This is a genomic window from Streptomyces sp. NPDC004788 (assembly GCF_053601115.1).
In genome coordinates this window covers 14,986-39,471 of record NZ_JBSGBF010000044.1, presented here as the reverse complement: position 1 = coordinate 39,471, position 24,486 = coordinate 14,986, and the positions used below count along the sequence as shown (strand labels likewise).

6 protein-coding genes are annotated in these 24,486 nt (G+C 75.5%); all 6 read left to right on the top strand.

The window, feature by feature from the left end; genetic code table 11:
* Window positions 1-8: 8 nt before the first annotated feature.
* The 6 genes from ACWEJX_RS20425 to ACWEJX_RS20400 all read left to right on the top strand — a co-directional run bounded on the left by ACWEJX_RS20425 (window position 9) and on the right by ACWEJX_RS20400 (window position 24,459).
* On the top strand, window positions 9-1,748 hold the full coding sequence (locus tag ACWEJX_RS20425) for a dipeptide ABC transporter ATP-binding protein (RefSeq protein WP_451608840.1): 1,740 nt from the start codon (window positions 9-11) through the stop codon (window positions 1,746-1,748).
* A 67-nt stretch (window positions 1,749-1,815) separates the two neighbouring features.
* On the top strand, window positions 1,816-2,988 hold the full coding sequence (locus tag ACWEJX_RS20420; RefSeq protein WP_451608839.1) for an acyltransferase family protein: 1,173 nt from the start codon (window positions 1,816-1,818) through the stop codon (window positions 2,986-2,988).
* Window positions 2,985-4,205 (top strand): cytochrome P450, encoded by a 1,221-nt coding sequence (locus tag ACWEJX_RS20415; protein ID WP_451608838.1) that lies wholly within the window; start codon window positions 2,985-2,987, stop codon window positions 4,203-4,205. The genes ACWEJX_RS20420 and ACWEJX_RS20415 overlap by 4 nt, the downstream gene beginning before the upstream one ends.
* A 59-nt stretch (window positions 4,206-4,264) precedes the next feature.
* Window positions 4,265-4,459, top strand: coding sequence for a ferredoxin (locus tag ACWEJX_RS20410; protein ID WP_451608837.1), 195 nt, complete (start codon window positions 4,265-4,267; stop codon window positions 4,457-4,459).
* 1 nt (window position 4,460) lies between these two features.
* Complete coding sequence (locus tag ACWEJX_RS20405; RefSeq protein ID WP_451608836.1) at window positions 4,461-5,375, top strand: alpha/beta hydrolase; 915 nt, start codon at window positions 4,461-4,463, stop codon at window positions 5,373-5,375.
* 79 nt (window positions 5,376-5,454) lie between these two features.
* Window positions 5,455-24,459, top strand: coding sequence for an SDR family NAD(P)-dependent oxidoreductase (locus ACWEJX_RS20400; RefSeq protein ID WP_451608835.1), 19,005 nt, complete (start codon window positions 5,455-5,457; stop codon window positions 24,457-24,459).
* The last annotated feature ends 27 nt before the right edge of the window (window positions 24,460-24,486 follow it).

Below are 24,486 nucleotides of genomic sequence, written 5' to 3'. Positions count from 1 at the left end.
GGACCCTCATGACCGGTCTGCGCGAAACGGGCGCAGGGGCGGAGCGCGTGGCCGCCGGAGCCGGGTCTCCGGCGGACGGGCCGGCGCGGGACCAGCCGCTGATCGAGGTCGCCGGCCTGGACGTGCGGTTCGGCGACGGGCCCGGCCGGGTGCACGCGGTCCGCGGCGCGTCCCTGGAGCTGGCGGCGGGCCGCTGCCTGGCGCTGGTCGGCGAGTCCGGCTCCGGCAAGAGCGCCCTGGCGCGCAGCCTCCTCGGCCTGGCCGGGCCCACCGCCACGGTGGACGCGGCGCGGCTGCGGCTGTTCGGGCAGGACGCGCGGCGGTTCGGCGACCGCGAGTGGCGGACCGTACGCGGCCGGCGGATCGGCCTGGTCGCGCAGGACGCGCTCGTCGCGCTGGACCCGCTGCGTCCCGTGGGCAAGGAGATCGCCGAGCCCCTGCTGGCCCACCGTCTCGCGTCCCGGCGGCAGGTCGGCGCGCGGGTCGTGGAACTCCTGGAGCGGGTGGGGGTGCCGGAGCCCGCCGAACGGGCGGCGAGCCACGTCCACCAGTTGTCCGGCGGGCTGCGCCAGCGGGCGCTCATCGCGTCCGCCCTGGCGGCGGACCCGGGGGTGATCGTCGCGGACGAGCCGACCACCGCGCTCGACGCCTCCGTCCAGGCCCGGATCCTCGCTCTGCTCGGGGAATTGAAGGCGGCCGGCACCGGGCTGCTGCTGATCAGTCACGACCTGGCGGTGGTCGAGGCGCTGGCCGACCGGGTGGCGGTGATGAAGGACGGTGTGATCGTCGAGTCGGGCCCGGTACGGGACGTGCTGGAGCAGCCTCGGCACGCCTACACCCAGGCGCTGCTCGCGGCCGTGCCGGGCAGCCGGCGGCGCCCCGCGCCGGCCGCCGTCACGACGGGTGAACCGCTGCTCGTCGCCCGCGACCTGGTCAAGGGGTTCGCCTCCCCGCGCGGCGGCCGGCGCACGGCCGTCGCCGGCGTCTCGTTCACGCTGCGGCCCGGCGAGTCCCTGGGGCTCGTCGGCGAGTCCGGTTCCGGGAAGTCCACGCTGGCCCGGCTGGTGCTCGGGCTCGCCGCGCCCGACAAGGGCGACGTCCTGCTGTCGGGCCGGGCGTGGAGCCCGGCGCCCGAGCGTGAGCGAAGGCCGCGTCGGGGCGAGCTGCAACTGGTGCCGCAGGATCCGCTCAGCGCCTTCGACCCGCGCTGGAGCGTGGCCCGGATCGTCGGCGAGGGACTCGCCGCCTCGGGCGTGCCGCGGCAGGAGCGGGCCGCGCGGACCCTGGCGCTGCTCCAGCGCGTGGGGCTGGCCGCCGAGCATCTCGGGCGGCGCCCCGCCGCCCTGTCCGGCGGACAGCGCCAGCGGGTGGCGATCGCCCGGGCCCTGGCGCCCGGGCCGCGGCTGCTCGTGTGCGACGAGCCGGTCTCGGCGCTCGACGTGTCGGTGCAGGCACAGGTCCTGGACCTGTTGCGGGAGCTGCAGTCCTCGTTCGGTCTCGCGACGCTGTTCATCTCGCACGACCTGGCGGTGGTCCGGGAAGTCTGCGCGCGGGTGATGGTGATGAAAGACGGCCGGATCGTGGAATCGGGGGCGGTGGAGGAGGTCTTCGCGGCGCCCTCCCATCCGTACACCCGGGCCCTCCTCGCGGCGGTCCCGAAGCGGGCACGAGCGGTGCCCGGTGAGACGGGCGAGGACCCCGGCGGCGCTCGGGCCGACGGGACGGGGCCGGCACAAGAGTGGCTTTAGATCCGGCCAACAGGGCGCTGCCAGCGTGGGCGTGCCCCCTTTCCGTCCCAGCCGGAGGTCAGCGTCCATGCCCCGCCCGCCAGCCAGCCCCGCCCTGTCCAGACTCCCGTCCCTCACGGGACTGAGATTCGTCGCCGCGCTGCTCGTCTTCGCCTTCCACGCCACCTGGCAGACCGCCTACGTCGGCGGTTCCGTCGGCGAGGCGCTCGGTGACGTGTTCGCCCACGCCGGTTTCTACGGCGTCAGTTTCTTCTTCGTGCTCAGCGGCTTCGTGCTGACCTGGTCGGCGCGGCCCGACGACACCGCACCGCGCGTCTGGCGCCGCCGGCTGGCCAAGATCTACCCGAACCACCTGGTCACGTTCGCCGCCGCGGCCGTCCTCATGCTGATCGCCGCCGACCCCTTCACCACCAAGGGCACGCTGGCCCATCTCTTCCTCGTCCAGGCCTGGTTCCCCGACATCACCGTGCCGAACACGATGAACGCGGTGAGCTGGTCGCTCTCGGTGGAACTCTTCTTCTACCTGAGCTTCCCGTTCCTGCTGCGGCTCCTCAACCGGGTGCCGGTCGCCCGGCTGTGGCCGCTGGCCGCCACCCTGGGCGCGTTCACCGTGCTCGCGCCACTGGTCGGCCGGTACCTCGTCACCGGGACGCCGCTGCCCTTCATCGACGACGGCACGCTCTCCTTCGAGCAGATCTGGTTCGTCTACTTCTTCCCGCCGGTCCGGGCCCTGGAGTTCCTCCTGGGCATGGTCGCCGCCCGACTCGTGCTCGCCGGTGCCTGGCCGAGGTTCGGGCTGCTGCCCGCCGGGCTGCTCGCCGTCGCCGGCTACGCCGTCAACTCGCTGGTGCCCTACCTGTTCGGCATCGCCGGCACCGCCGCCCTGTGGCTGACGCCGCTGGTGGCCGCCGCCGCGCTGGCCGACGAGCGGGGCACGAGGTCACCGGTGCGCGGCCGGGTCATGGTCAGGCTCGGGGAGCTCTCGTTCGCGTTCTACATGGTGCACGGCCTGGTCGTGTCGTACCTCCACCGCCGGCTGATCGCCGGCCAGGACCTGCCGCCCGCCGTCGGGGCCGTCCTGCTCGGGGCGGCGCTGCTGCTCACCCTGGCGCTCGCCCATGTCCTGTTCCGCTGGGTGGAGACGCCGCTCGTGCGCAGGCTCGGCTCGCCCCGGCCCGCACCGGCCGCACCCGTTCCGGCCACCGTGCCGCCCACCGCCACCCTGGAGGCCAAGGAATGACCGAGACGACCGGGGCCGTGGGGACGTCGTCCTCGCTGCCCGCCTATCCGCAGGCCCGCAGCTGCCCCTTCCATCCGCCGGCCGGCTACGACAGCTACCGCGCGCGGGGCCCGGTGTCCCTCGTCGAGCTGTACGACGGGCGGCGGGTGTGGGCGGTCAGCGGCCACGAGGAGGCCCGGGCGGTGCTCCTCGACGCCGCCACCTACTCCTCCGACCGGATCCATCCGCACTATCCGGCCACCGCGCCGCGGTTCGAGGCCGCCCGCAAGGTCCGCAACTTCATCGGCATGGACCCGCCGGAGCACACCGTCCAGCGCCGCATGCTGCTCTCCACCTTCACGGTGAAGAAGGTGAACGCGCTCAGGCCGGGCATCCAGCGTCTCGTGGACGAACTGATCGACGCCATCGAGGCCAAGGGCCCGACGGCCGACCTCGTACCGGACTTCGCGCTGCCGGTGCCGTCCATCGTGATCTGCGAGCTGCTCGGCGTCCCGTACGCGGACCACGCCTTCTTCGAGCAGCAGTCCCGGCGCGTGGTGACCGGCACCACCTCCCTGGAGGACAGCGCCGACGCCTTCGCGCAGCTCAGCTCCTATCTGGACGGGCTGATCCGGCGCAAGGAGCGGGAGCCGGGCGACGGCCTCCTGGACACCCTGATCGCCGAACAGCTGACGCCCGGCCACCTCTCGCACCGCGACCTGGTCGACATCGCGCTGCTGCTGCTCGTCGCCGGGCACGAGACCACCGCCAGCGCCATCGCGCTCGGGGTGTTCACCCTGCTCCAGCACCCCGAGCAGCTGGCCGCGCTGCGGGCCGACGCCACCCTGCTGCCGACGGCGGTGGAGGAGCTGCTGCGGTACATGGCCATCGCCGACGGGGTGGCCCGGTTCGCCACGAAGGACACCGAACTCGCCGGCCGGCGGATCAGGGCCGGTGACGGCGTGATCGTGGTGATCTCGACCGCCAACCGGGACGAGGACGCGTTCCCCGGCGCGGACGCCTTCGACGTGGCGCGCGGCGCGCGCCACCACATCTCCTTCGGTCACGGCGTGCACCAGTGCATCGGTCAGAACCTGGCCCGTGCCGAGATGGAGATCGCCTTGTCCACGCTGTTCCGCCGGCTGCCGGGGCTGCGCCTCGCCGTGCCGTCGGGCGCGCTGCCGCTCAAGGAGCCCGGCGGCGTGCAGGGCATCTGGGAACTGCCCGTCACCTGGTGAAAGGACCGTGCGCCGCGGGCGGACCGCGTCGCCGGCATCGCAGAAGGGACCTGAGAGATATGCGCATCACGGCCGACACCCGCCGGTGTCTGGGGGCGGGACAGTGCGTGCTGTCCGAACCCGACCGTTTCGACCAGTCGGACGACGGGACGGTGCTCCTGCTGCGGGCTCCGGTGACCGGACCGGAGGAGGAGGCCGCGGCCCGTGGGACCGTGGCGCTGTGTCCCTCCCAGGCGCTCCGGCTGGAGGCCTGAGGTGCCGGTCGACGGGCGTCTGGTCGACGCGATCGCGGACCATCGGGGCCGGCTGCTCGGCCTCGGCGAACTCCCGCCGGTACCCGGGGTGGACGTGCGGGAACTGCTCGTGCCGGGACCGCCCGGCGGCCCTGCCGTACGGGTGCGGGTGTACCGGCCCCGGGACGCGGGGACGGCGCTGCCGGCGGTGCTGTGGATCCACGGCGGCGGGTTCTGTCTGGGCAGTGTGGACTCCGTGCACCTGGGCGCCGCGCAGGCGGCGCTGTACGCCCGGGCGGTGGTGGTCGCCGTCTCCTACCGGCTGGCGCCGGAGCATCCGTATCCGGCGGGTCTCGACGACTGCTGGGCGGCGCTGGAGTGGGCGGCGGGCCACCCGGGCGAGCTGGGCGCCGATCCGGACCGGCTGGCGGTGGCCGGGGCGAGTTCCGGCGGCGCGCTGGCCGCCGGGCTCACCCTGCTCGCCCGCGACCGGGGCGGGCCCGCGCTCTGCTTCCAGCACCTGAGCACGCCGGTCCTCGACGACCGGCTGGCGACGGCGTCGATGGCCGCCTGCACCGACACCCCGGTCTGGAACCGCCGCCTGGCGGAGGAGAGCTGGCAGCTGTATCTGGGCGAGGCCGCGGACCGGGCACCCGGCCGGCTGCCGGTGTCCGCGGCCCCGGCCCGGGCGGCGGACCTCGCCGGACTGCCGCCGGCCTACATCTCTACGGCGGGCCTGGACCCGCTGCGGGACGAGGGGCTGCTGTACGGGCTGCGGCTCGCCCAGGCGGGCGTGCCGGTGGAGTTGCACAACTTCCCCGGCGCGTACCACGCGTTCGGGGGCGGCGTGCCGCCCGAGGAGCAGCAGCGGATCGGGGCGGAGCACCTCACGGCGCTGCGCGCGGGGCTGCACCGCCCCGTGGCCGACCGGGTTTAGAACGCCGCAAGCCTCCCGTTAGGGCAGGTGGCGAGTCTGGTCACGCATTCGTCCTCGACGAGGGAGTACGTGACAGACCATGGCCAAGCCCAGCTCCGCACCGATCGCCGTCGTCGGACTCGCCTGCCGTCTGCCTGGCGCCCCCGACCCCGACGCCTTCTGGCGGCTGCTCAGCCGGGGCGAGGACGCGGTGGGGGAGCCGCCGGCGGACCGCTGGTCCGCCTCGGCTCCCCGGCGGGGGGCCTTCCTCGACGAGGTGGACCGGTTCGACGCCGCGTTCTTCGGGATCTCGCCGCGTGAGGCGGCGGCCATGGACCCGCAGCAGCGGCTGATGCTCGAACTGGGCTGGGAGGCCCTGGAGGAGGCCGGGATCCTGCCCGGCTCGCTGGCGGGCAGCCGCACGGCGGTGTACGCGAGCGCCCTCTGGGACGACTACGCGGCGCTGCACCACCGGCGCGGCGAGCGGGCGGCCGGCCGGTACTCGGTGACCGGGCTCGGCCGGGGCATCATCGCCAACCGTCTGTCGTACGTCCTGGGTCTGACCGGTCCGAGTCTGACGGTCGACTCGGCGCAGTCCTCGTCGCTGGTCGCGGTCCACCTGGCCTGCGAGAGCCTGCGGCACGGGGACGCCGACCTGGCCGTGGTCGGCGGTGTGAACCTGATCCTGTCGCCCGGCAGCAGCGCGGACAGCGCCCGGTTCGGCGCCCTGTCCCCCGACGGCCGGTGCTACACCTTCGACTCCCGGGCCAACGGCTACGTCCGGGGTGAGGGCGGCGTGGCCGTCGTACTGAAGCCGCTCGCCCGGGCCGTCGCCGACGGGGACCGGGTGCACTGCGTGATCCTGGGCAGCGCCGTCAACAACGACGGCGCGTCGACCGGCCTGACGGTGCCCGACCGGGCCGCTCAGGAGGCCGTGGTGCGGGCCGCCCACGCCCGGGCGGGCACCGCCCCGGAGTCCGTCCAGTACGTCGAGCTGCACGGCACGGGCACGCCGGTGGGCGACCCGGTGGAGGCGGCGGCGCTCGGCGCCGTGCTGGGTGCGGGCCGGCCGTCGGAGGCCCCGCTGCTCGTGGGCTCCGCGAAGACGAACGTGGGGCACCTGGAGGGCGCGGCCGGTCTGGTCGGCCTGCTGAAGACCGCGCTCGCGGTGTCCCGGCGCCGCATCCCGGCCAGTCTGAACTTCCGCGAGCCGAACCCCGCGATTCCGCTCGACGCGTTGCGGCTGCGGGTTCAGACGACGGACGGCGACTGGCCGGCGCCCGAGCTGCCGCTGATCGCGGGCGTCAGCTCGTTCGGCATGGGCGGCACCAACTGCCACGTGGTGGTGGGCGAGGCGGCGCGGACGCCCGAGGGGTCGGCGGAGGCCACCGGCACCGCCGGGGGGCCGGTCGCCTGGCTGCTCTCCGGGCGCGACGAGGCGGCGCTGCGGGGCCAGGCGGAGCGGCTGCGCCGGCACCAGGAGCGGTACGGGCACGGCGCGCTGGACACGGCGTACGCGCTCGCGGCACACCGGACGCGGTTCGGCGAACGGGCCGTGGTGGTCGCCGAGGACGCCGAGGGGCTGCTCGCCGGCACGGCCGCGCTGGCCCGTGGCGAGGACCACCCGGCGGTGGTGCGCGGCACGGCCACCGCGCCCTCCCGTACGGCGTTCCTGTTCACCGGGCAGGGCAGCCAGCGCGCCGGGATGGGCCGCGAACTCCACGAGCGGTACGAGGAGTTCGCCGCCGCCTTCGACGAGGTGTGCGCCGCTCTCGACGCCCACCTCGACCGCCCGCTCAAGGACGTCGTCTTCGCCGACGACGACACCCTGCTGCACCGCACCGAGTACACCCAGCCGGCCCTCTTCGCCCTGGAGACCGCACTGTTCCGGCTCCTGGAGAGCTGGGGCGTCACGCCCGACTTCGTGGCGGGTCACTCCATCGGCGAGCTGACGGCCGCGCATGTGGCGGGCGTTCTCTCGCTGGAGGACGCGTCGCTGCTGGTCGCCGCGCGGGGCCGGCTGATGGGCGCGCTGCCGCGGGGCGGGGCGATGGCCGCCGTGGAGGCGCCCGAGGACGTGGTACGGCCGCTGCTGACCGGTCGGGTGGCGCTCGCGGCGGTCAACGGGCCCGATTCCGTGGTGGTCTCGGGCGACGAGGACGAGGTCGAGCGGGTGACCGCCCGGCTCGCCGCGGAGGGCCGGCGCACCCGGCGCCTCACCGTCAGCCACGCCTTCCACTCCCCCCACATGGACCCGATCCTGGAGGAGTTCCGCGCGGTGGCCGCGGGGCTCGCCTTCCGGGCGCCCCGCATCCCGGTGATCTCGAACGTGACGGGTGCCCTGGCGACCGACGAGGAGCTGACCTCCCCCGACTACTGGGCCCGCCACATCCGGGAGGCCGTCCGCTTCCACGACGGCGTACGGGCGCTCCACGAGGCGGGTGCCGGGGTGTACGTCGAACTCGGGCCGGACGCGATCCTGACCGGGGCGGCCCGTCGGACCCTGACGGGAGCGGGATCCGCGCCCGTCCTGGCGGCGGCGCTGCGGCGCGGCCGGCCCGAGGCGACCACCCTGCTCGCGGCCGTCGCGGGCGCGTACGCCGGGGGGACGGCGGTGGACTGGGCCGGCATGTTCGCCGACCGTGGCGGCCGGCCGGTGCCCCTGCCCACGTACGCCTTCCAGCGCGAGCGGTACTGGATGGAGGAGGGCGCGGCGGAGGCGGTCGAGCCCGCGCCGACCCCTTCGGGCATCGGCCTCACCGTGGCCGACGCCGCCGACGCGCCCACCCCGGCGGACGCGGCCGCGACCGCCGCGACCCCCGCGACCCCCGCCACCGCCGCGCCCGACGACCTGACGGAACTGGTCAGGACGCACATCGCGTTCGTGCTCGGCCATGTCACCGCCGACTCCGTGGACACCGCGCGCAGCTTCAAGGATCTCGGTTTCGACTCGCTCTCCGGCGTCGAGCTCCGCGACCGGCTCCAGTCCGCGACCGGGCTGTCCCTGCCTGCCGCGCTGGTCTACCACCACCCGACGCCCGAGGCCGTCGTCGCCCTGCTCCAGGAGCGGTACTCCGGCCCGCGAGGCGAGGCGCCCGACGCCCCCCGGAGCCGTACGGGCCGGGACGACGATCCGATCGTGATCGTGGGGATGGCCTGCCGCTACCCGGGCGGGGTGGGCTCACCGGAGGAACTGTGGGAGCTCGTGGCCGCGGGAACGGACGCCATCGGGCCGTTCCCCGCCGACCGGGGCTGGGACCTGGCCGGACTCTACGACCCCGACCCCGACCACCCCGGGACCTCGTACGCGCGGGAGGGCGGATTCCTCACCGGTGCGGGCGACTTCGACGCCGGCTTCTTCGGGATCAGCCCGCGCGAGGCCGCGGCGATGGACCCGCAGCAGCGGCTGCTCCTGGAGACGGCCTGGGAGGCGTTCGAGCGGGCCGGAATCGCCCCCGACGGGCTGCGCGGGGCGCGGGCGGGCGTGTTCGTCGGTGCCACGGCCATGGACTACGGACCTCGGCTGCACGAGGGCGCCGAGGGCTACGACGGCTACCTGCTGACCGGCGGCACCGCGAGCGTCGCCTCGGGGCGGCTGGCGTACACCTTCGGCCTGGAGGGCCCGGCGGTCACCGTCGACACCGCCTGCTCCTCCTCGCTCGTCGCCCTCCACCTCGCCGTGCAGGCACTGCGGCAGGGCGAGTGCGATCTGGCGCTCGCGGGCGGGGTGACTGTGATGCCCACGCCCGGCATGTTCCTGGAGTTCAGCCGGCAGCGCGGCCTCGCGCCCGACGGCCGGTGCAAGCCGTTCGCCTCGGCGGCCGACGGCACGGCGTGGGCCGAGGGCGTCGGCCTGCTCCTTGTCGAACGACTCTCGGACGCGCGGCGCAACGGGCACCAGGTCCTGGCGGTCGTCCGGGGCACGGCCGTCAACCAGGACGGCGCGAGCAACGGTCTGACCGCGCCCAACGGCCCCTCCCAGGAACGTGTCATCCGGCAGGCCCTGGCCACGGCCGGACTCACCGGCGCCGACATCGACGCGATGGAGGCGCACGGCACGGGCACGCGCCTCGGCGACCCCATCGAAGCGGACGCACTGCTGGCCACGTACGGACAGGACCGGCCGTCCGACCGGCCGCTGTGGCTCGGCTCGCTGAAGTCGAACATCGGACACACCCAGGCCGCGGCCGGAGTCGGCGGCATCATCAAGATGGTCGAAGCGATGCGCCACGGCGTCCTGCCCCGGACCCTGCACGTCGACGAGCCGACCCCGCACGTCGACTGGTCGGCGGGCGCCGTCGAACTCCTCACCGAGGCACGGGAATGGGCCGCACCCGGCGGACGCCCGCGCCGCGCCGCCGTCTCCTCCTTCGGCATCAGCGGCACCAACGCCCACGTCATCCTGGAACAAGGCTCCGAGCCGGCGGTCGAGGATCGGTCGGAAGCGGCTCGTGCGGACGGGCGTCCCCTGCTGTTGACGCTCTCGGCACGCACGGCGGACGCGCTGCCGGCCCAGGCCGAGCGCCTGTCCGCGTACCTCGACCGGCACACGGAGGTGGCACTCGCCCCGGTGGCCGAGGCCCTCGCCCGGGGCCGAGCCGCTCTGGAACACCGCGCGGTGCTGCTCGCCGAGGACCGGGAGGGGGCGCTGGCGGCGCTGACGGCGCTGGCGGCCGGGGATGAGCACCCGGCGGTGGTACGCGGCACGGCCACCGGCCCCGCCCGTACGGCGTTCCTGTTCACCGGGCAGGGCAGCCAGCGCGCCGGAATGGGTCGCGGACTCTACGCCGCATACGAGGAGTTCGCCGCCGCCTTCGACGAGGCCTGCGCCGCCCTCGACCCCCACCTCGACCGCCCCCTCAAGGACGTCGTCTTCACCGACGACGACACGCTCCTGCACCAGACCCAGTACACCCAGCCCGCGCTCTTCGCCCTGGAAACCGCCCTGTTCCGGCTCGCGGAACACCACGGGCTGGTTCCCGACCACGTCATCGGCCACTCCATCGGCGAGTTCGCCGCCGCCCACGCGGCAGGCGTCCTCTCACTCCAGGACGCGGCCCTCCTCGTCACCACCCGAGGCCGCCTCATGGGCCAACTCCCCACCGGGGGAGCCATGACAGCCATCCAGGCCACCGAAGACGAAACACTCCCCCTCCTCACCGGAGCCGTCGGCCTGGCAGCGATCAACGGGCCGGACTCCGTCGTCGTCTCCGGCGACAAGAACGAAGTCGACCGCCTGGCCGCACACTTCACCGCACTCGGCCGACGCACCCGACACCTCACCGTCAGCCACGCCTTCCACTCCCCCCACATGGACCCCATCCTGGAGGAGTTCCACGCGGTGGCCTCGGGGCTCACCTTCCATGCCCCCCGCATCCCCCTCATCTCCACCCTCACCGGCACCCTCGCCACACCCGAACAACTCGCCGACCCCCACTACTGGACCCGCCACATCCGCGAAACCGTCCGCTACCACCACGCCGTCCACACCCTGACCAACCTCGGCGGGCCCACGCGGGTACTCGTCGAGCTGGGCCCCGACGCCGCGCTGAGCGCGACCACCCCGGGCGCCGTGCCCTTCCTCCGCCGCAACCGCGACGAGCCCACGACGTTCCTGACCGCGCTCGCCACCGCCCACGCGCACGGCGTGCCCCTGGACCTCCCGGCGCTGTCCCCCGGTCGGGCCGTACACCCGGGCGAGTTGCCCACGTACGCCTTCCAGCGCGAGCGGCACTGGCTCGCCACGCCCACCGCCGTGGCATCCCCGGGGCTCCTGGGACTGACGGGGCTGCCGTCGGCCGGCCACCCGCTGTTGGGCTCGCGGATCGAGCTGGCCGAGGACGGCGGCCTGGTCCTCCCCGGCCAGATCTCGATCACCACGCACCCGTGGCTCGCGGACCACCGGATCGCCGGCCAGGTCCTCGTCCCCGGCACCGCCTTCCTCGACCTGGCCCTGACCGCCGGCGAGCAGGCCGGCAGCCCGAGGGTGGAGGAGCTGACCCTGGAGGCCCCGCTCGTCCTCGCCGGGGACACGCCGGCCCGTCTGCAACTGGCGGTCGGTGCCCCCGACGAGCACGGCGTGCGGACGCTGTCCGTCCATTCCCGCGCCTGGGACACGGAGGAGGACGCGGATTCCGGCGCCGACGCGGAGGCGTGGACCCGGCACGCGACCGCGCTCCTTGCCCCGGCCCGCGCCGCCGCGCCGGACACCGGACCGGCCGGGGCGTGGCCGCCCGGGGACGCCGAAGTCGTGGACCCGACCGCCCTGTACGAGGAGCTGGACGCCCTCGGATACGGCTACGGCCCCGCCTTCCGGGGTGTCCGGGCCGGCTGGCGACGCGACGGAGAGCTCTACGCCGAGCTGGAACTGCCGGCCGCGTCCGGTCCGCAGAGCACGGAGCCGCACGGCTTCGCGATCCATCCCGCGCTGCTCGACGCCGCCCTGCACCTGCCGGTCGCCGGCGTGGCCGGCCGGGCCCCCGGGGACGGGATGCCGCTGCCGTTCTCCTGGTCCGGGGTGGAGCTCCACGCCACGGGCGCCTCGGTCCTGCGGGCGCACTGGTCGGCGGACGGGCGTCTGACGTCGGTGGACCCGGACGGGCGGCCGGTCCTGTCGGCGGACGCGCTCGCGCTCCTGCCCGTGGACCCGGCCCGGTTCGGCGCGCCCGCCGCGCGGACGCGTGATCTGCACCGGCTGCGCTGGGAACCGGTGGACACCGTCGCGTCGACGGACCGGGTCGCGCTCGTGGACACGGTCGCCGAGCTGGGGCCGGAAGTGCCGGCCGTGGTCGCCGTCCGGGCGCCGGCCGGCCGCGCGGCGGCCGGGCACGCCCTGGCGCAGCTGGCGGACTGGCTGGCCGAGGAGCGGTTCCGGGACGCGCGGCTGCTGCTGCTCACCCGGGGCGCGGTCGCGGCGGCCGACGGGGACGAGGTGGCCGACCCGTGGTCGGCGGCCGCGTGGGGGCTCGTACGGACCGCCCAGTCGGAGCACCCGGGCCGCTTCGCGGTCGCCGATGTCGACATCGACCTCGACGTCCACGCCACCGGGGAGACCGCGACGGACAGCACGCTCTCTGTGCTCGGCGCGGCCTCGGCGTCGGAACCTCAACTGGCCCTTCGTGGAGGCTTGTTGAGCGCACCACAGCTGGTACGTGCCGAAGGCGAGGCGTCCGGGCCGACGCTCGCGGAGCGAGCCGGCCACCGCGCGGACCGCACGGTCCTGGTCACCGGCGCCACGGGTGCGCTGGGCCGGCTGCTGGCCCGACACCTCGTCGAACGGCACGGCGTACGGCACCTGTTGCTGCTCAGCCGCTCCGGCGGGGACGCACCGGGGGCGGCCGGACTCCGGGCCGAACTGACCGCCGCCGGTGCGGAGGTGGAGTTCGCCGCTGTGGACGTCGCCGACCGGGCGGCGCTGGCACGGGTGGTCGGGGCCGTACCCGAGGAGCGTCCGCTGGGCGCGGTGTTCCATCTGGCCGGGGCGCTGGACGACGGCACGCTCGCGTCACTGACGGGTGAGCGTCTGGACGCGGTCCTGCGGCCCAAGGCCGACGCCGCCGTCCACCTGCACGAGCTGACGGCAGGCCTTGACCTGTCCGCGTTCGTCCTCTTCTCGTCGGTCAGCGGCCTCGCCGGTACGGCAGGGCAGGGCAACTACGCCGCCGCCAACGCCGTCCTGGACGCCCTCGCGGAGCGGCGGCGGGCCGCGGGCCTGCCGGCGGTCTCCCTGGCCTGGGGCCTGTGGGACACCGAGGACGGCATGGCGGGCGGTCTGGGCGCGACGGAGCGGGCGCGCTGGGCGCGGTCCGGCTTCACGCCGCTGACGGCCGTGGAGGGCCTGGCCCTCTTCGACGCGCTCCCGGCCGTCGCGGCGGGCGCCCTCGTCCCCGTACGGCTGGACGCGGCGGCCCTGCGCGCGCGGGCGGCCGCCGGATCCCTGCCGTCGCCGCTGCGGCACCTGGTGCGGACCCCGCTGCGCCGGGCTTCGGCGGGAACGCCGGCCGACCGGACCGACGGGCGGTCGGACGGCGCCGAGACCTGGGCCGAGCGGACGGGCGCGCTGGCCGCGCCCGAGCGCGAGCGCGCGGTGGCCGAGCTCGTCCGGTCCACCGTGGCCACCGTCCTCGGCCACGCCACGTCCGTGTCGATCGACGCCGCCCGCGCCTTCCGGGACCTGGGCTTCGACTCCCTGACCGGCGTGGAACTGCGCAACCGGCTGGGCTCCCTCACCGGTCTGCGCATCCCCGCGACCGCCGTCTTCGACCACCCGTCCCCCGAGGCGCTCACCGCGTTCCTCGTGCGGCTGCTGCCGGGTGGATCCGGGCCGGGGGCGACCGCTCCGGGCGCGTCCACACCGGTCCCGTCGCCCGGCACCGGCTCGGACGATCCCGTCGTGATCGTCGGGATGGCCTGCCGTTACCCGGGCGAGGTGGGCTCCCCGGAGGAGCTGTGGGAGCTGGTGGCGTCGGGCACCGACGCGATCGGCCCCTTTCCCGCCGACCGGGGCTGGGACCTGGCCGGACTCTACGACCCCGACCCGGACCGCATCGGCACGTCGTACACGCGGGAGGGCGGATTCCTCTACGGCGCCGCCGAGTTCGACGCCGAGTTCTTCGGGATCAGCCCGCGCGAGGCCACCAGCATGGACCCGCAGCAGCGGCTGCTCCTGGAGACGGCCTGGGAGACCTTCGAGCGGGCGGGCATCGACGCGAGCGCCGTGCGCGGCAGCCGCACCGGGGTGTTCGCCGGGGTCATGTACAACGACTACAGCGCCCGGCTGAGCAGGACTCCGCAGGAACTGGAGGGGTACGTCCTCACCGGCAACACCGCGAGCGTGGTGTCGGGCCGGCTGGCGTACACCTTCGGTCTGGAGGGCCCGGCGGTCACCGTCGACACCGCCTGCTCCTCCTCGCTCGTCGCCCTGCATCTGGCCGCACAGGCGCTGCGCAACGGCGAGTGCGACCTCGCCCTGGCCGGCGGGGTCACCGTGATGGCCCGGCCGGACACCTTCGTGGAGTTCAGCCGGCAGCGCGGCCTGTCGGCCGACGGGCGCTGCAAGTCGTTCGCCGCGGGCGCGGACGGGACCGGCTGGTCGGAGGGTGTCGGCCTGTTGCTGGTCGAGCGGCTGTCGGACGCCCGCCGCAACGGGCACCAGGTGCTGGCGGTCGTCCGGGGCACGGCCGTCAACCAGGACGGCGCCAGCAACGGTCTGACCGCACCCAACGGCCCCTCCCAGGAGCGGGTGATCCGGCAGGCCCTGGCCGCGGCCGGGCTCGGTGGCGCGGATGTCGACGCGGTCGAGGCGCACGGCACGGGCACCCGGCTCGGCGACCCGATCGAGGCGCAGGCCCTGCTGGCCACGTACGGGCAGGACCGGCCGTCCGACCGGCCGCTCTTCCTGGGCTCCCTGAAGTCCAACATCGGACACACCCAGGCCGCGGCCGGAGTCGGCGGCATCATCAAGATGGTCGAGGCCATGCGCCACGGAGTCCTGCCCCGCACCCTGCACGTCGACGAACCGTCCCCACACGTCGACTGGACGGAGGGCGCGGTCGAACTCCTCACCGAGGCACGGGAATGGGCCGCACCCGGCGGACGCCCGCGCCGCGCCGCCGTCTCCTCCTTCGGCATCAGCGGCACCAACGCCCACGTCATCCTGGAACAGGGCCCCGAGCCGGCGGGGCCGAGCACGGCCACGGGTACGGATGCGGATACGGAATCGGGTACGGCACTGCTCGCGCTGTCCGCGCATTCCCCCGAGACCCTGCGCGCACAGGCCGCTCAGCTGTCGGCGCACCTCGCCGACCGTCCGGACACGGCGCGGCGGGCCGCCGCACGTGTTCTGGCCACCGGCCGGGTCGCCCTGCCACACCGCGCGGTCGTGCTGGCCCAGGACCGCGAGGACGCACTCGCGGCACTGGCCGCCGTGGAGGCCGGCACGGAGCATCCGTCGGTGGTGCGCGGTGTCGCGGAAGGCGAGCGCCGCGCCGCCTTCCTGTTCACGGGGCAGGGCAGCCAGCGCGCCCGGATGGGACGTGAACTCTACGATCGGTACGAGGTGTTCGCAGCCGCCTTCGACGAGGCATGCGCCGCCCTCGACCCCCACCTCGACCGCCCCCTCAAGGACCTCGTCTTCGCCGACGACGACACGCTCCTACACCAGACTCAGTACGCCCAACCCGCTCTCTTCGCCCTGGAAACGGCTCTGTTCCGGCTCATGGAGAGCTGGGGCGTCACCCCGCAGTACGTGCTGGGGCACTCCGTCGGTGAGTTCGCCGCCGCCCACGCGGCGGGTGTCCTCTCACTCGACAACGCGGCCCTGCTCGTCACCGCCCGAGGCCGCCTCATGGGCCGACTCCCCACCGGGGGAGCCATGGCCGCCATCCAGGCCACCGAAGACGAAACACTCCCCCTCCTCAACGGAGCCGTCGGCCTGGCAGCGATCAACGGGCCGGACTCCGTCGTCGTCTCCGGCGACAAGAACGAAGTCGACCGCCTGGCCGCACACTTCACCGCACTCGGCCGACGCACCCGACACCTCACCGTCAGCCACGCCTTCCACTCCCCCCACATGGACCCCATCCTCGACGAGCTCCACACCATCGCCTCACAAGTCACCTTCCACACCCCCCGCATCCCCCTCATCTCCACCCTCACCGGCACCCTCGCCACACCCGAAGAACTCGCCGACCCCCACTACTGGACCCGCCACATCCGCGAAACCGTCCGCTACCACCACGCCATCCAGACCCTGACCAACCTCGGCGGCCCCACGCGGGTACTCGTCGAGCTGGGCCCCGACGCCGCGCTCACCCCGCTGACCACGGGTGCGGTCTCCCTGCTCCGCCGCAACCGCGACGAGCCCACGACGTTCCTGACCGCGCTCGCCACCGCCCACGCGCACGGAGTCGTCGTGGACCGGTCCCGGTTCGCGGACGGGCCCGCCGCCGTCGGACCGGCCGATCCGCACGAGCTGCCCACCTATCCCTTCCAGCGCGAGCGCTTCTGGATGGAGGCGGGTGACCCCGCCGACGGCGGCGAGGCCGCGGACCTGCTCGGTCCGGTGGTGGAACTGGCAGACGGACGGGGGCTGTTGTTCTCCGGCAGCCTCGATCCGGCGCTGCTTCCCTGGCTCGCGGACCACACGGTGGGCGGCGCGCCCCTCGTTCCGGGCAGCGTCTTCGCCGAACTGGCCCTCCAGGCGGGCGAGTACGCCCAGAGCCCGGTCGTGGACGACCTGACCCTGGAGGCTCCGCTCGTGTTGGCCGGCTCCGGTCCGGTCGCGCTGCAGCTCACCGTCGAGGCGCCCGAAGCCGGTGGTCGCCGCGGCTTCGCGATCCACGCCCGGGCCGCCGAGGACACCCCCTGGGTCCGGCACGCCTCCGGCACACTCGCCCCCGAGGCCCCGGACCGTCACACGGACGGACCAGACGGCACGGCCGGCGCGGCCGGCGCGGCCGCGTGGCCGCCGGCAGCCGGGATCGCGCTCGACGTGGAGCGGGTGTACGCCCGTCTCGCGGGCCTCGGCTACGCCTACGGACCCGCGTTCCGCAATCTCACGGCCGCCTGGCGGGTCGGCGAGACCTTCTTCGCCGACGTACGCCTCCCGGAGGAACCGGCGGGCTTCGCCGACGGGTTCGGTCTGCACCCGGCGCTCCTGGACGCGGCGCTGCACCTCCTTCCCGTACGCGACGAGGAGGCGGCCGACGTCGTCCTGCCGTTCGGGTGGACGGGGCTGCGGCTGCACGCCACCGGGGCGACCGCCCTGCGGGTCTCGCTCGCCCCGGCAGGTCCGGGCACCGTGTCCCTGCGCGCGACGGACCCGACGGGCGTGCTCGTCGTCTCCGCCGAGGCCCTGGTGCTGCGACCGCTGCCCGAGGGCGCCCTGTCGGCAGTGCCGGCCGCCGCCGCGTTGCCGCTCTACGCCGTGGCGTGGCAGGCCCTTCCGGCGGACGCCGCCACCCTGGACGCGGAGATCGCCGCGGCGACCGAGACGGAGCGCCTCGGGCCGTTCGAGAGCCCACGGGCGGCGGCCGTCCGGGCCTTGGGGCTGGTACAGGACTGGCTGGCACGGGACCGGCCGGCGGGGGCGCGGCTCGCGCTGATCACCGAGGGTGCCGTGGCGGCCCGTCCGGGCGAGGGTCCGTCCGCGCCATCGGCGGCGGCCGGGTGGGGGCTCGTCCGCACCGCGCAGAACGAGCACCCCGGGCGGTTCGTGCTGATCGACAGCGACGGCAGCGCGGCGTCCACGGCGGCGCTCGACCGGGCGATCCGCTCCGGTGAGCCCCAACTCGCGCTGCGCGAGGGGAAGATACTCGTGCCGCGGCTCGCCGCGCTGTCGTCGGCCCAGGGCCCGGAGTCCGGTCCGCACCCGCTGCGCACAGACGGCACCGTCCTGTTGACCGGGGCGACGGGAGCGCTCGGCGCGCTGCTGGCCGAGCACCTGGTCACCGCGTACGGCATCACGCGGCTCCTGCTCACCAGCCGGCGCGGTCCGGACGCTCCGGGGGCGCGCGAGCTGGCCGACCGCCTGGGCGCCCTGGGCGCGGACGTGTCGCTGGCCGCCGTCGACCTCGCCGACGGGGACGCCGTCCGCGCGCTCCTCGACGGCATCCCCGACACCCACCCGCTGACCGCCGTCGTGCACGCCGCCGGCGCGCTCGACGACGGCCTGCTGGAGGACCTGACGCCCGAACGCCTGGACGCCGTCCTGCGGCCGAAGGCCGACGCGGCCCTGCTGCTGCACGAGGCGACCGCCGGCCTGGACCTGGACGCCTTCGTCCTCTTCTCCTCGGTGACGGGTGTGACCGGTACGGCCGGGCAGGCCAACTACGCCGCCGCCAACGCCTACCTGGACGCCCTCGCCGAGCATCGCCGGGCCCTCGGTCTGCCCGCGGTCTCCCTCGCCTGGGGCCTGTGGGACACCGAGACCGGCATGGGCGGACGTCTCGGCGCCGCCGACGTCGCCCGGATCGCCCGTACCGGCATCGCCCCCCTCACCGTCGCCGAAGGACTGCGGCTCTTCGACGCGGCGCTCGCGGTACCGGCCGGTCAGGAGGGCGCGGCGCTCGTCGCGAGCAGGTTCAGCCCCACGGCCCTGGAGGGCCCGACATCCTCGGTTCCGGCCCCGCTGCGTTCCCTCGTCCGGCCCGTCCGACGGCGTGCGGCCGTCGGCGCGGCACCGGCCGCGGCACCGGCCGAGCTGGGCGGCAGGCTGGCGGCGCTCTCCCGCGCCGACGCGGAACGCGAGGTCCTGGAGCTGGTGCGGGCGACCGCGGCCACCGTGCTCGGGCACTCGGGGGCCGACTCCGTCGCGGCCGGCCGGGCCTTCACGGACCTGGGCTTCGACTCGCTCGCCGCCGTCGACCTGCGCAACCGGCTCGGGGCGGCGACCGGCCTGCGGCTGCCCACGACCCTGGTCTTCGACCACCCGACGCCGACCGCGCTGGCGGACCGGCTCCTCGGCGAGCTGCTGCCGGACGCGCCCGCCGAGGCGGCGACCGGGGGCGGGGCCGTCGGTCCGCGCACCGCCGAGGACCCGATCGCCGTGGTCGCGATGGCCTGCCGCTTCCCGGGCGGGGTCGACTCCCCCGAGGATCTGTGGCGGTTGGTCGCGTCCGGTACGGACGCCGTGTCCGCGTTCCCCGCCGACCGCGGCTGGGACCTCGCGGAGCTCTACGACCCGGAGGGTGCGCGGCCGGGTTCGTCGTACGCGCGGGAGGGCGGCTTCCTGTACGGCGCCGCCGACTTCGACCCCGCTTTCTTCGGCATGAGCCCGCGCGAGGCCCTGACGACGGACCCGCAGCAGCGGCTGCTCCTGGAGACGGCGTGGGAGGCCTTCGAGCGGGCGGGCATCGACCCTGCGGCGCTGCGCGGTTCGCGGACGGGCGTGTTCGCCGGGGTGATGTACAACGACTACGGAGCGCGGCTGCACCAGGCCGCAGAGGCGCCCGAGGGCTTCGAGGGTTATCTGGTCAGCGGCAGCGCGGGCAGCGTGGCCTCGGGCCGGGTGGCGTACACCTTCGGTCTGGAGGGCCCGGCGGTCACCGTCGACACCGCCTGCTCCTCCTCGCTCGTCGCCCTGCATCTGGCCGCGCAGGCGCTGCGCAACGGCGAGTGCGACCTCGCCCTGGCCGGCGGGGTGACCGTGATGGCCAGTCCGGCGACGTTCGTGGAGTTCAGCCGGCAGCGGGGACTCGCCGCGGACGGGCGCTGCAAGCCGTTCGCGGCCGCGGCCGACGGTACGGGGTGGGGCGAGGGCGCGGGACTGCTGCTGGTCGAGCGGCTCTCGGACGCCCGCCGCAACGGGCACCAGGTGCTGGCGGTCGTCCGGGGCACGGCCGTCAACCAGGACGGCGCCAGCAACGGTCTGACCGCACCCAACGGCCCCTCCCAGCAGCGCGTCATCCGGCAGGCCCTGGCCGCGGCCGGACTCACCGGCGCCGACGTCGACGCGGTCGAGGCACACGGCACCGGCACCCGGCTCGGCGACCCCATCGAAGCACAGGCCCTGCTGGCCACGTACGGCCAGGACCGGCCGGAGGGCGATCCGCTGTTCCTGGGCTCCCTGAAGTCCAACATCGGACACACGCAGGCCGCGGCCGGAGTCGCCGGGGTGATCAAGTCCGTGATGGCGATGCGGCACGGCGTCCTGCCCCGGACCCTGCACGTCGACAGCCCGTCCCCGCACGTCGACTGGTCGGCGGGCGCCGTGGAACTGCTCACCGAGTCCGTGGCGTGGCCGGAGCGGGACCGGCCGCGGCGGACCGCGGTCTCCTCCTTCGGGATCAGCGGGACCAACGCCCATGTGGTCCTGGAGCACGTGCCCGACGCGGCTCCGGTGCCCGCTCCCGTCCCTGTCGAACCGGAGGGCGCGCGCCCCGGGGGAGGATCACTGCCGTGGCTGGTGTCCGCCCGGACGCCCGAGGCGCTGCACGCGGCCGCCGGCCGACTGCGCACATGGCTGGCCGCCCGCGCGGGCGCGGACTCCGTCGGGGCCGACGGTGTCAGAGGTGTCCTCGGTGTCGGCGGTGTCGGCGGTGTCGGCGGTGTCGGCGGTGTCGACAGCGTGGCACGGGCCCTGGCCGTGGGGCGGAGCGCCCTGGAGCACCGGGCGGCCTTCGTCGCCGACGGGCCGCAGGAGGCCCTGTCCGTCCTTGAGCGGCTGGCCGCGGGCGACTGGGGAGGCGCCGTGCGAAACGAAGCGCCCGCCGATCCGCCCCGGACGGCGTTCCTGTTCACCGGGCAGGGCAGCCAGCGCGCCGGAATGGGCCGCGAACTCCACGAGCGGTACGAGGAGTTCGCCGCCGCCTTCGACGAGGCCTGCGCCGCCCTCGACCCCCACCTCGACCGCCCCCTCAAGCACATCGTCTTCACCGACGACGACACCTTGCTGCACCGCACCGAGTACACCCAGCCCGCGCTATTCGCCCTGGAGACCGCCCTGTTCCGGCTCATGGAGAGCTGGGGCGTCACCCCCCAGTTCGTCGCCGGTCACTCCATCGGGACGGTCACGGCCGCGCATGTGTCCGGCGTGCTGAGCCTTGCGGACGCGGCGGCGCTGATCACGGCGCGCGGCCGGCTGATGCAGGCGCTGCCGCCGGGTGGCGCGATGGTCGCCCTCTCGGTGGACGAGGAGACAGCGCGGGCCCTGATCGCGGGCCATGAGGACGTGGCGGGGATCGCGGCGGTCAACGGGCCGCGGGCCACGGTCGTCTCCGGCGCGGAGGAGGCCGTACGGGACATCGCCGCGCGGGCCGCGGAAGCCGGGGCGAGGACACGGCGTCTGGCGGTCAGCCATGCCTTCCACTCACCGCTGATGGAACCGATGCTCGCCGAGTTCCGGGCGGTCGTGGCGGGACTCGACTTCCACCCGCCGGCCGTTCCCCTGGTCTCCGACCTGACGGGCCGGCTCGCGAGCGCCGGGGAACTCGCCTCGCCCGACTACTGGACGGCGCACATCCGGGAGGCCGTGCGCTTCGCCGACGTCCTGCGCACGCTGCGCGACCTGGGCGCGGGGGTGTTCGTCGAGCTCGGTCCGGACGCCGTGCTCTCCACGATGGCCGCCGACGCCCTCGCCGCGGGCTCCCCGGCGGACGACGCCGTCGCGCTTCCGCTGCTGCGCCGCGACCGGGCGGAGACCGTCGCCCTGCCGGAGGCGCTCGGCGGGCTGTGGACGGCGGGGGTCGCGGTGGACTGGCGCGCGTACTTCGGCGACGGGGGCGTGGACGCACCGGACCTGCCCACGTACCCCTTCCAGCGCGACCGGTACTGGCTGGACGCGCCGGCCCGCCGCCACGCGGACGTGGCCGGCGCGGGGCTCGGAGCGGCGGAGCACCCGCTGCTCGGCGCGGCCGTCGAACTGGCCGACGGCTCGGGCTTCGTGCACACCGGGCGGCTCGCCGCCCGTACCCACCCGTGGCTGGCCGACCACGCGCTGCTCGGCGCGGTCGCCCTCCCCGGCGCCGCGCTCCTTGACCTCGCGCTGTACGCGGGCCGGGCCGCCGGTACGCCGTCGCTCGACGAACTCGCTCTCAGCGCACCGCTGTTGCTACCCGAGGAAGGTGCGGTGCAGCTCCAGCTCACGGTCGGCGCGGCCGACGCCGAGGGGCGGCGGACGGTCGGCGTCCACGCGCGGGAGGCCGGCGGCGAAGGCCCGTGGACGGAGCACGCCTCCGGCGTGCTGGCTCCCGAGGCCGGCGGCCGCACGGAAGACGCCGCGCCGCTCGCGGGCACCTGGCCACCGGCGGACACGGAGGCGGTGGACGTCTCGTCGGCGTACGAGGATCTGGCGCGGCTCGGCTACGCCTACGGCCCGGCCTTCCGCGGCCTGCGGGCGGCCTGGCGCCGCGCCGACGGGGCCTGGTTCGCCGAGGTCACCGCCGCCGAGAACGCCGAGGGCGGCAGCCACGGGTTCCCGGTGGGTCCCGCGCTGCTCGACGCGGCCCTGCACCCGCTCGCCCTCGAAGGCCCCGGCGAGTCCGGGGGGCTGAGGGTGCCGTTCGCCTGGACGGGCGTGCGGGTGCACGGCGCGGCGGCCGGGCCCGGCACCCTTCGGGTGGCGCTGACTCCCGTGGGTCCGGACCGGACCCGGCTGGAGGTCGCCGACGCGGACGGGACGCCGCTCCTCTCGGTGGCCGAGCTGACCGTGCGGGAGACCGACCCGGCGCGACTGCTCGCCTCCCGGGGAACGGGCCCGGGCGGCGGCGCCCTGCACCGGCTGGACTGGGTACCGCTGACGGAAGCGCCGCAGTCCTCCGCCGCGGAGTGGGCGCCCTACGAGCAGGCGTCCGCCTCCGTGCCGTACGCCGTGCTCACCCCCGCGCCGGACGCCTCCGCGTACGAGACGCTGCGGACGCTGCGCGCCTGGGCGGCCGACGAGCGCGGCTCGGGCACGACGCTCGTCGTCCGCACCGAGGGTGCGCTCGCCGTACGGGGCACGGAGCCCGTGCCCGGCCTGGAGCAGGCCCCTCTCTGGGGGCTGGTGCGCACGGCGCAGAGCGAGCACCCGGGCCGCTTCGTCCTCGTCGACACCGACGGGAGCGCGGCCTCGCAGGCGGCGCTGGGCCGGGCCCTCGCCTCGGGCGAACCGCAATTCGCCCTCCGTGACGGCGCGTCGTTCGTCCCCCGGCTCGCCGCGCTGCCGGATCCCGGGCCGCGTGCGGAGGTGCTGCGTACCGACGGGACGGTCCTGTTGACGGGTGCCACCGGGGCGCTCGGCGCGCTCCTGGCCGAGCATCTGGTCACCACGTACGGCGTGTCCCGGCTGCTGCTCACCAGCAGGCGGGGCCCGCAGGCGCCGGGAGCCGACGAGCTGGTCGCACGGCTCACCACGCTCGGGGCCGACGTCACGTTGCTCGCGGCCGACACCGCCGACCCCGACACGGTCCGCGCGCTCCTCGACGGCATCCCCGACGCGCGTCCCCTGACCGCCGTCGTCCACGCCGCCGGTCTCACCCGGGACGGCACCCTCGACTCCCTCACCGAGGCGGATCTCGTCGACGTGTCGCGTCCGAAGGCCGACGCGGCCCGGCTGCTGCACGAACTGACCGCGGACCTGGCACTGGACGCGTTCGTCCTGTTCTCCTCCGTCGCCGGCGTCACCGGCAACCCGGGGCAGGCCAACTACGCGGCCGCCAACGCCTACCTGGACGCGCTGGCCCAGCATCGCCGGGCCCTCGGTCTGCCCGCGGTCTCCCTCGCCTGGGGCCTGTGGGACACCGAGGCCGGCATGGGCGGACGTCTCGGCGCCGCCGACGTCGCCCGGATCGCCCGTACCGGCATCGCCCCGCTCACCGTCGCCGAAGGGCTGCGGCTCTTCGACGCGGCCCTGCGGGGCGACGTGCCGGTGGTCGTACCCGCCCGGGTCGACACGGCGGCGCTGCGCCGGGCCGGCGACCCGGCCGGGATCCCGGCGCCGCTACGGGGCCTGGTCCCGCCGCCGAGTCCCGGGTCCGGGCCCGCCGCGACACGCACCGGCGGTGACGCCGGGGGCGCGGGTGGCGCTCGGGGCACGGCGGCCGGCGGCACCGGCACCCCGCCGTGGGTGCGCAAGCTCGCCGAGGCAGCGGCGGCGGACCGGCCCAGGATCGCCCTGGACCTCGTCCGGGCCACGGTGGCCGAGGTGCTCGGTCACCCGCCGAACCACCCCGTGCCCGTGGACCGCGGTCTGCTCGACCTGGGCTTCGACTCGCTCACCGCGGTCGAACTGCGCAACCGGCTCGGCGCGGAGACCGGCCTGCGGCTGCCCACGACCGTGCTCTTCGACCACCCGACGGCGAGCACGCTCGCCGCCCACCTGCTGGGCGAGCTGGCGCCCCGGCTGCCCGGCGGCGCGGCCGCGACCCTGGCCCACGTCGAGGAGCTGGAGGCCGCGTTGACCGCCGGACTCGACGGACCCGCCGACGGACCCGCCGACGGACCCGCCGACGGCCCCCGGCTGAGCCCCGAGGCGCGTGAGCGCATCGCCGACCGGCTGGCGGCACTACTGGACCGGCTGCGCCCGCAGGGCCCGGTCCCCGACGACACGCACACCACCGCACTCCTGGACGAGGCCTCCGACGACGAGCTGTTCCGGCTCATCGACGGCGGACTCGGCTCCGAGTGATCCGCATCAAGAGGAGAGTTGACGTCG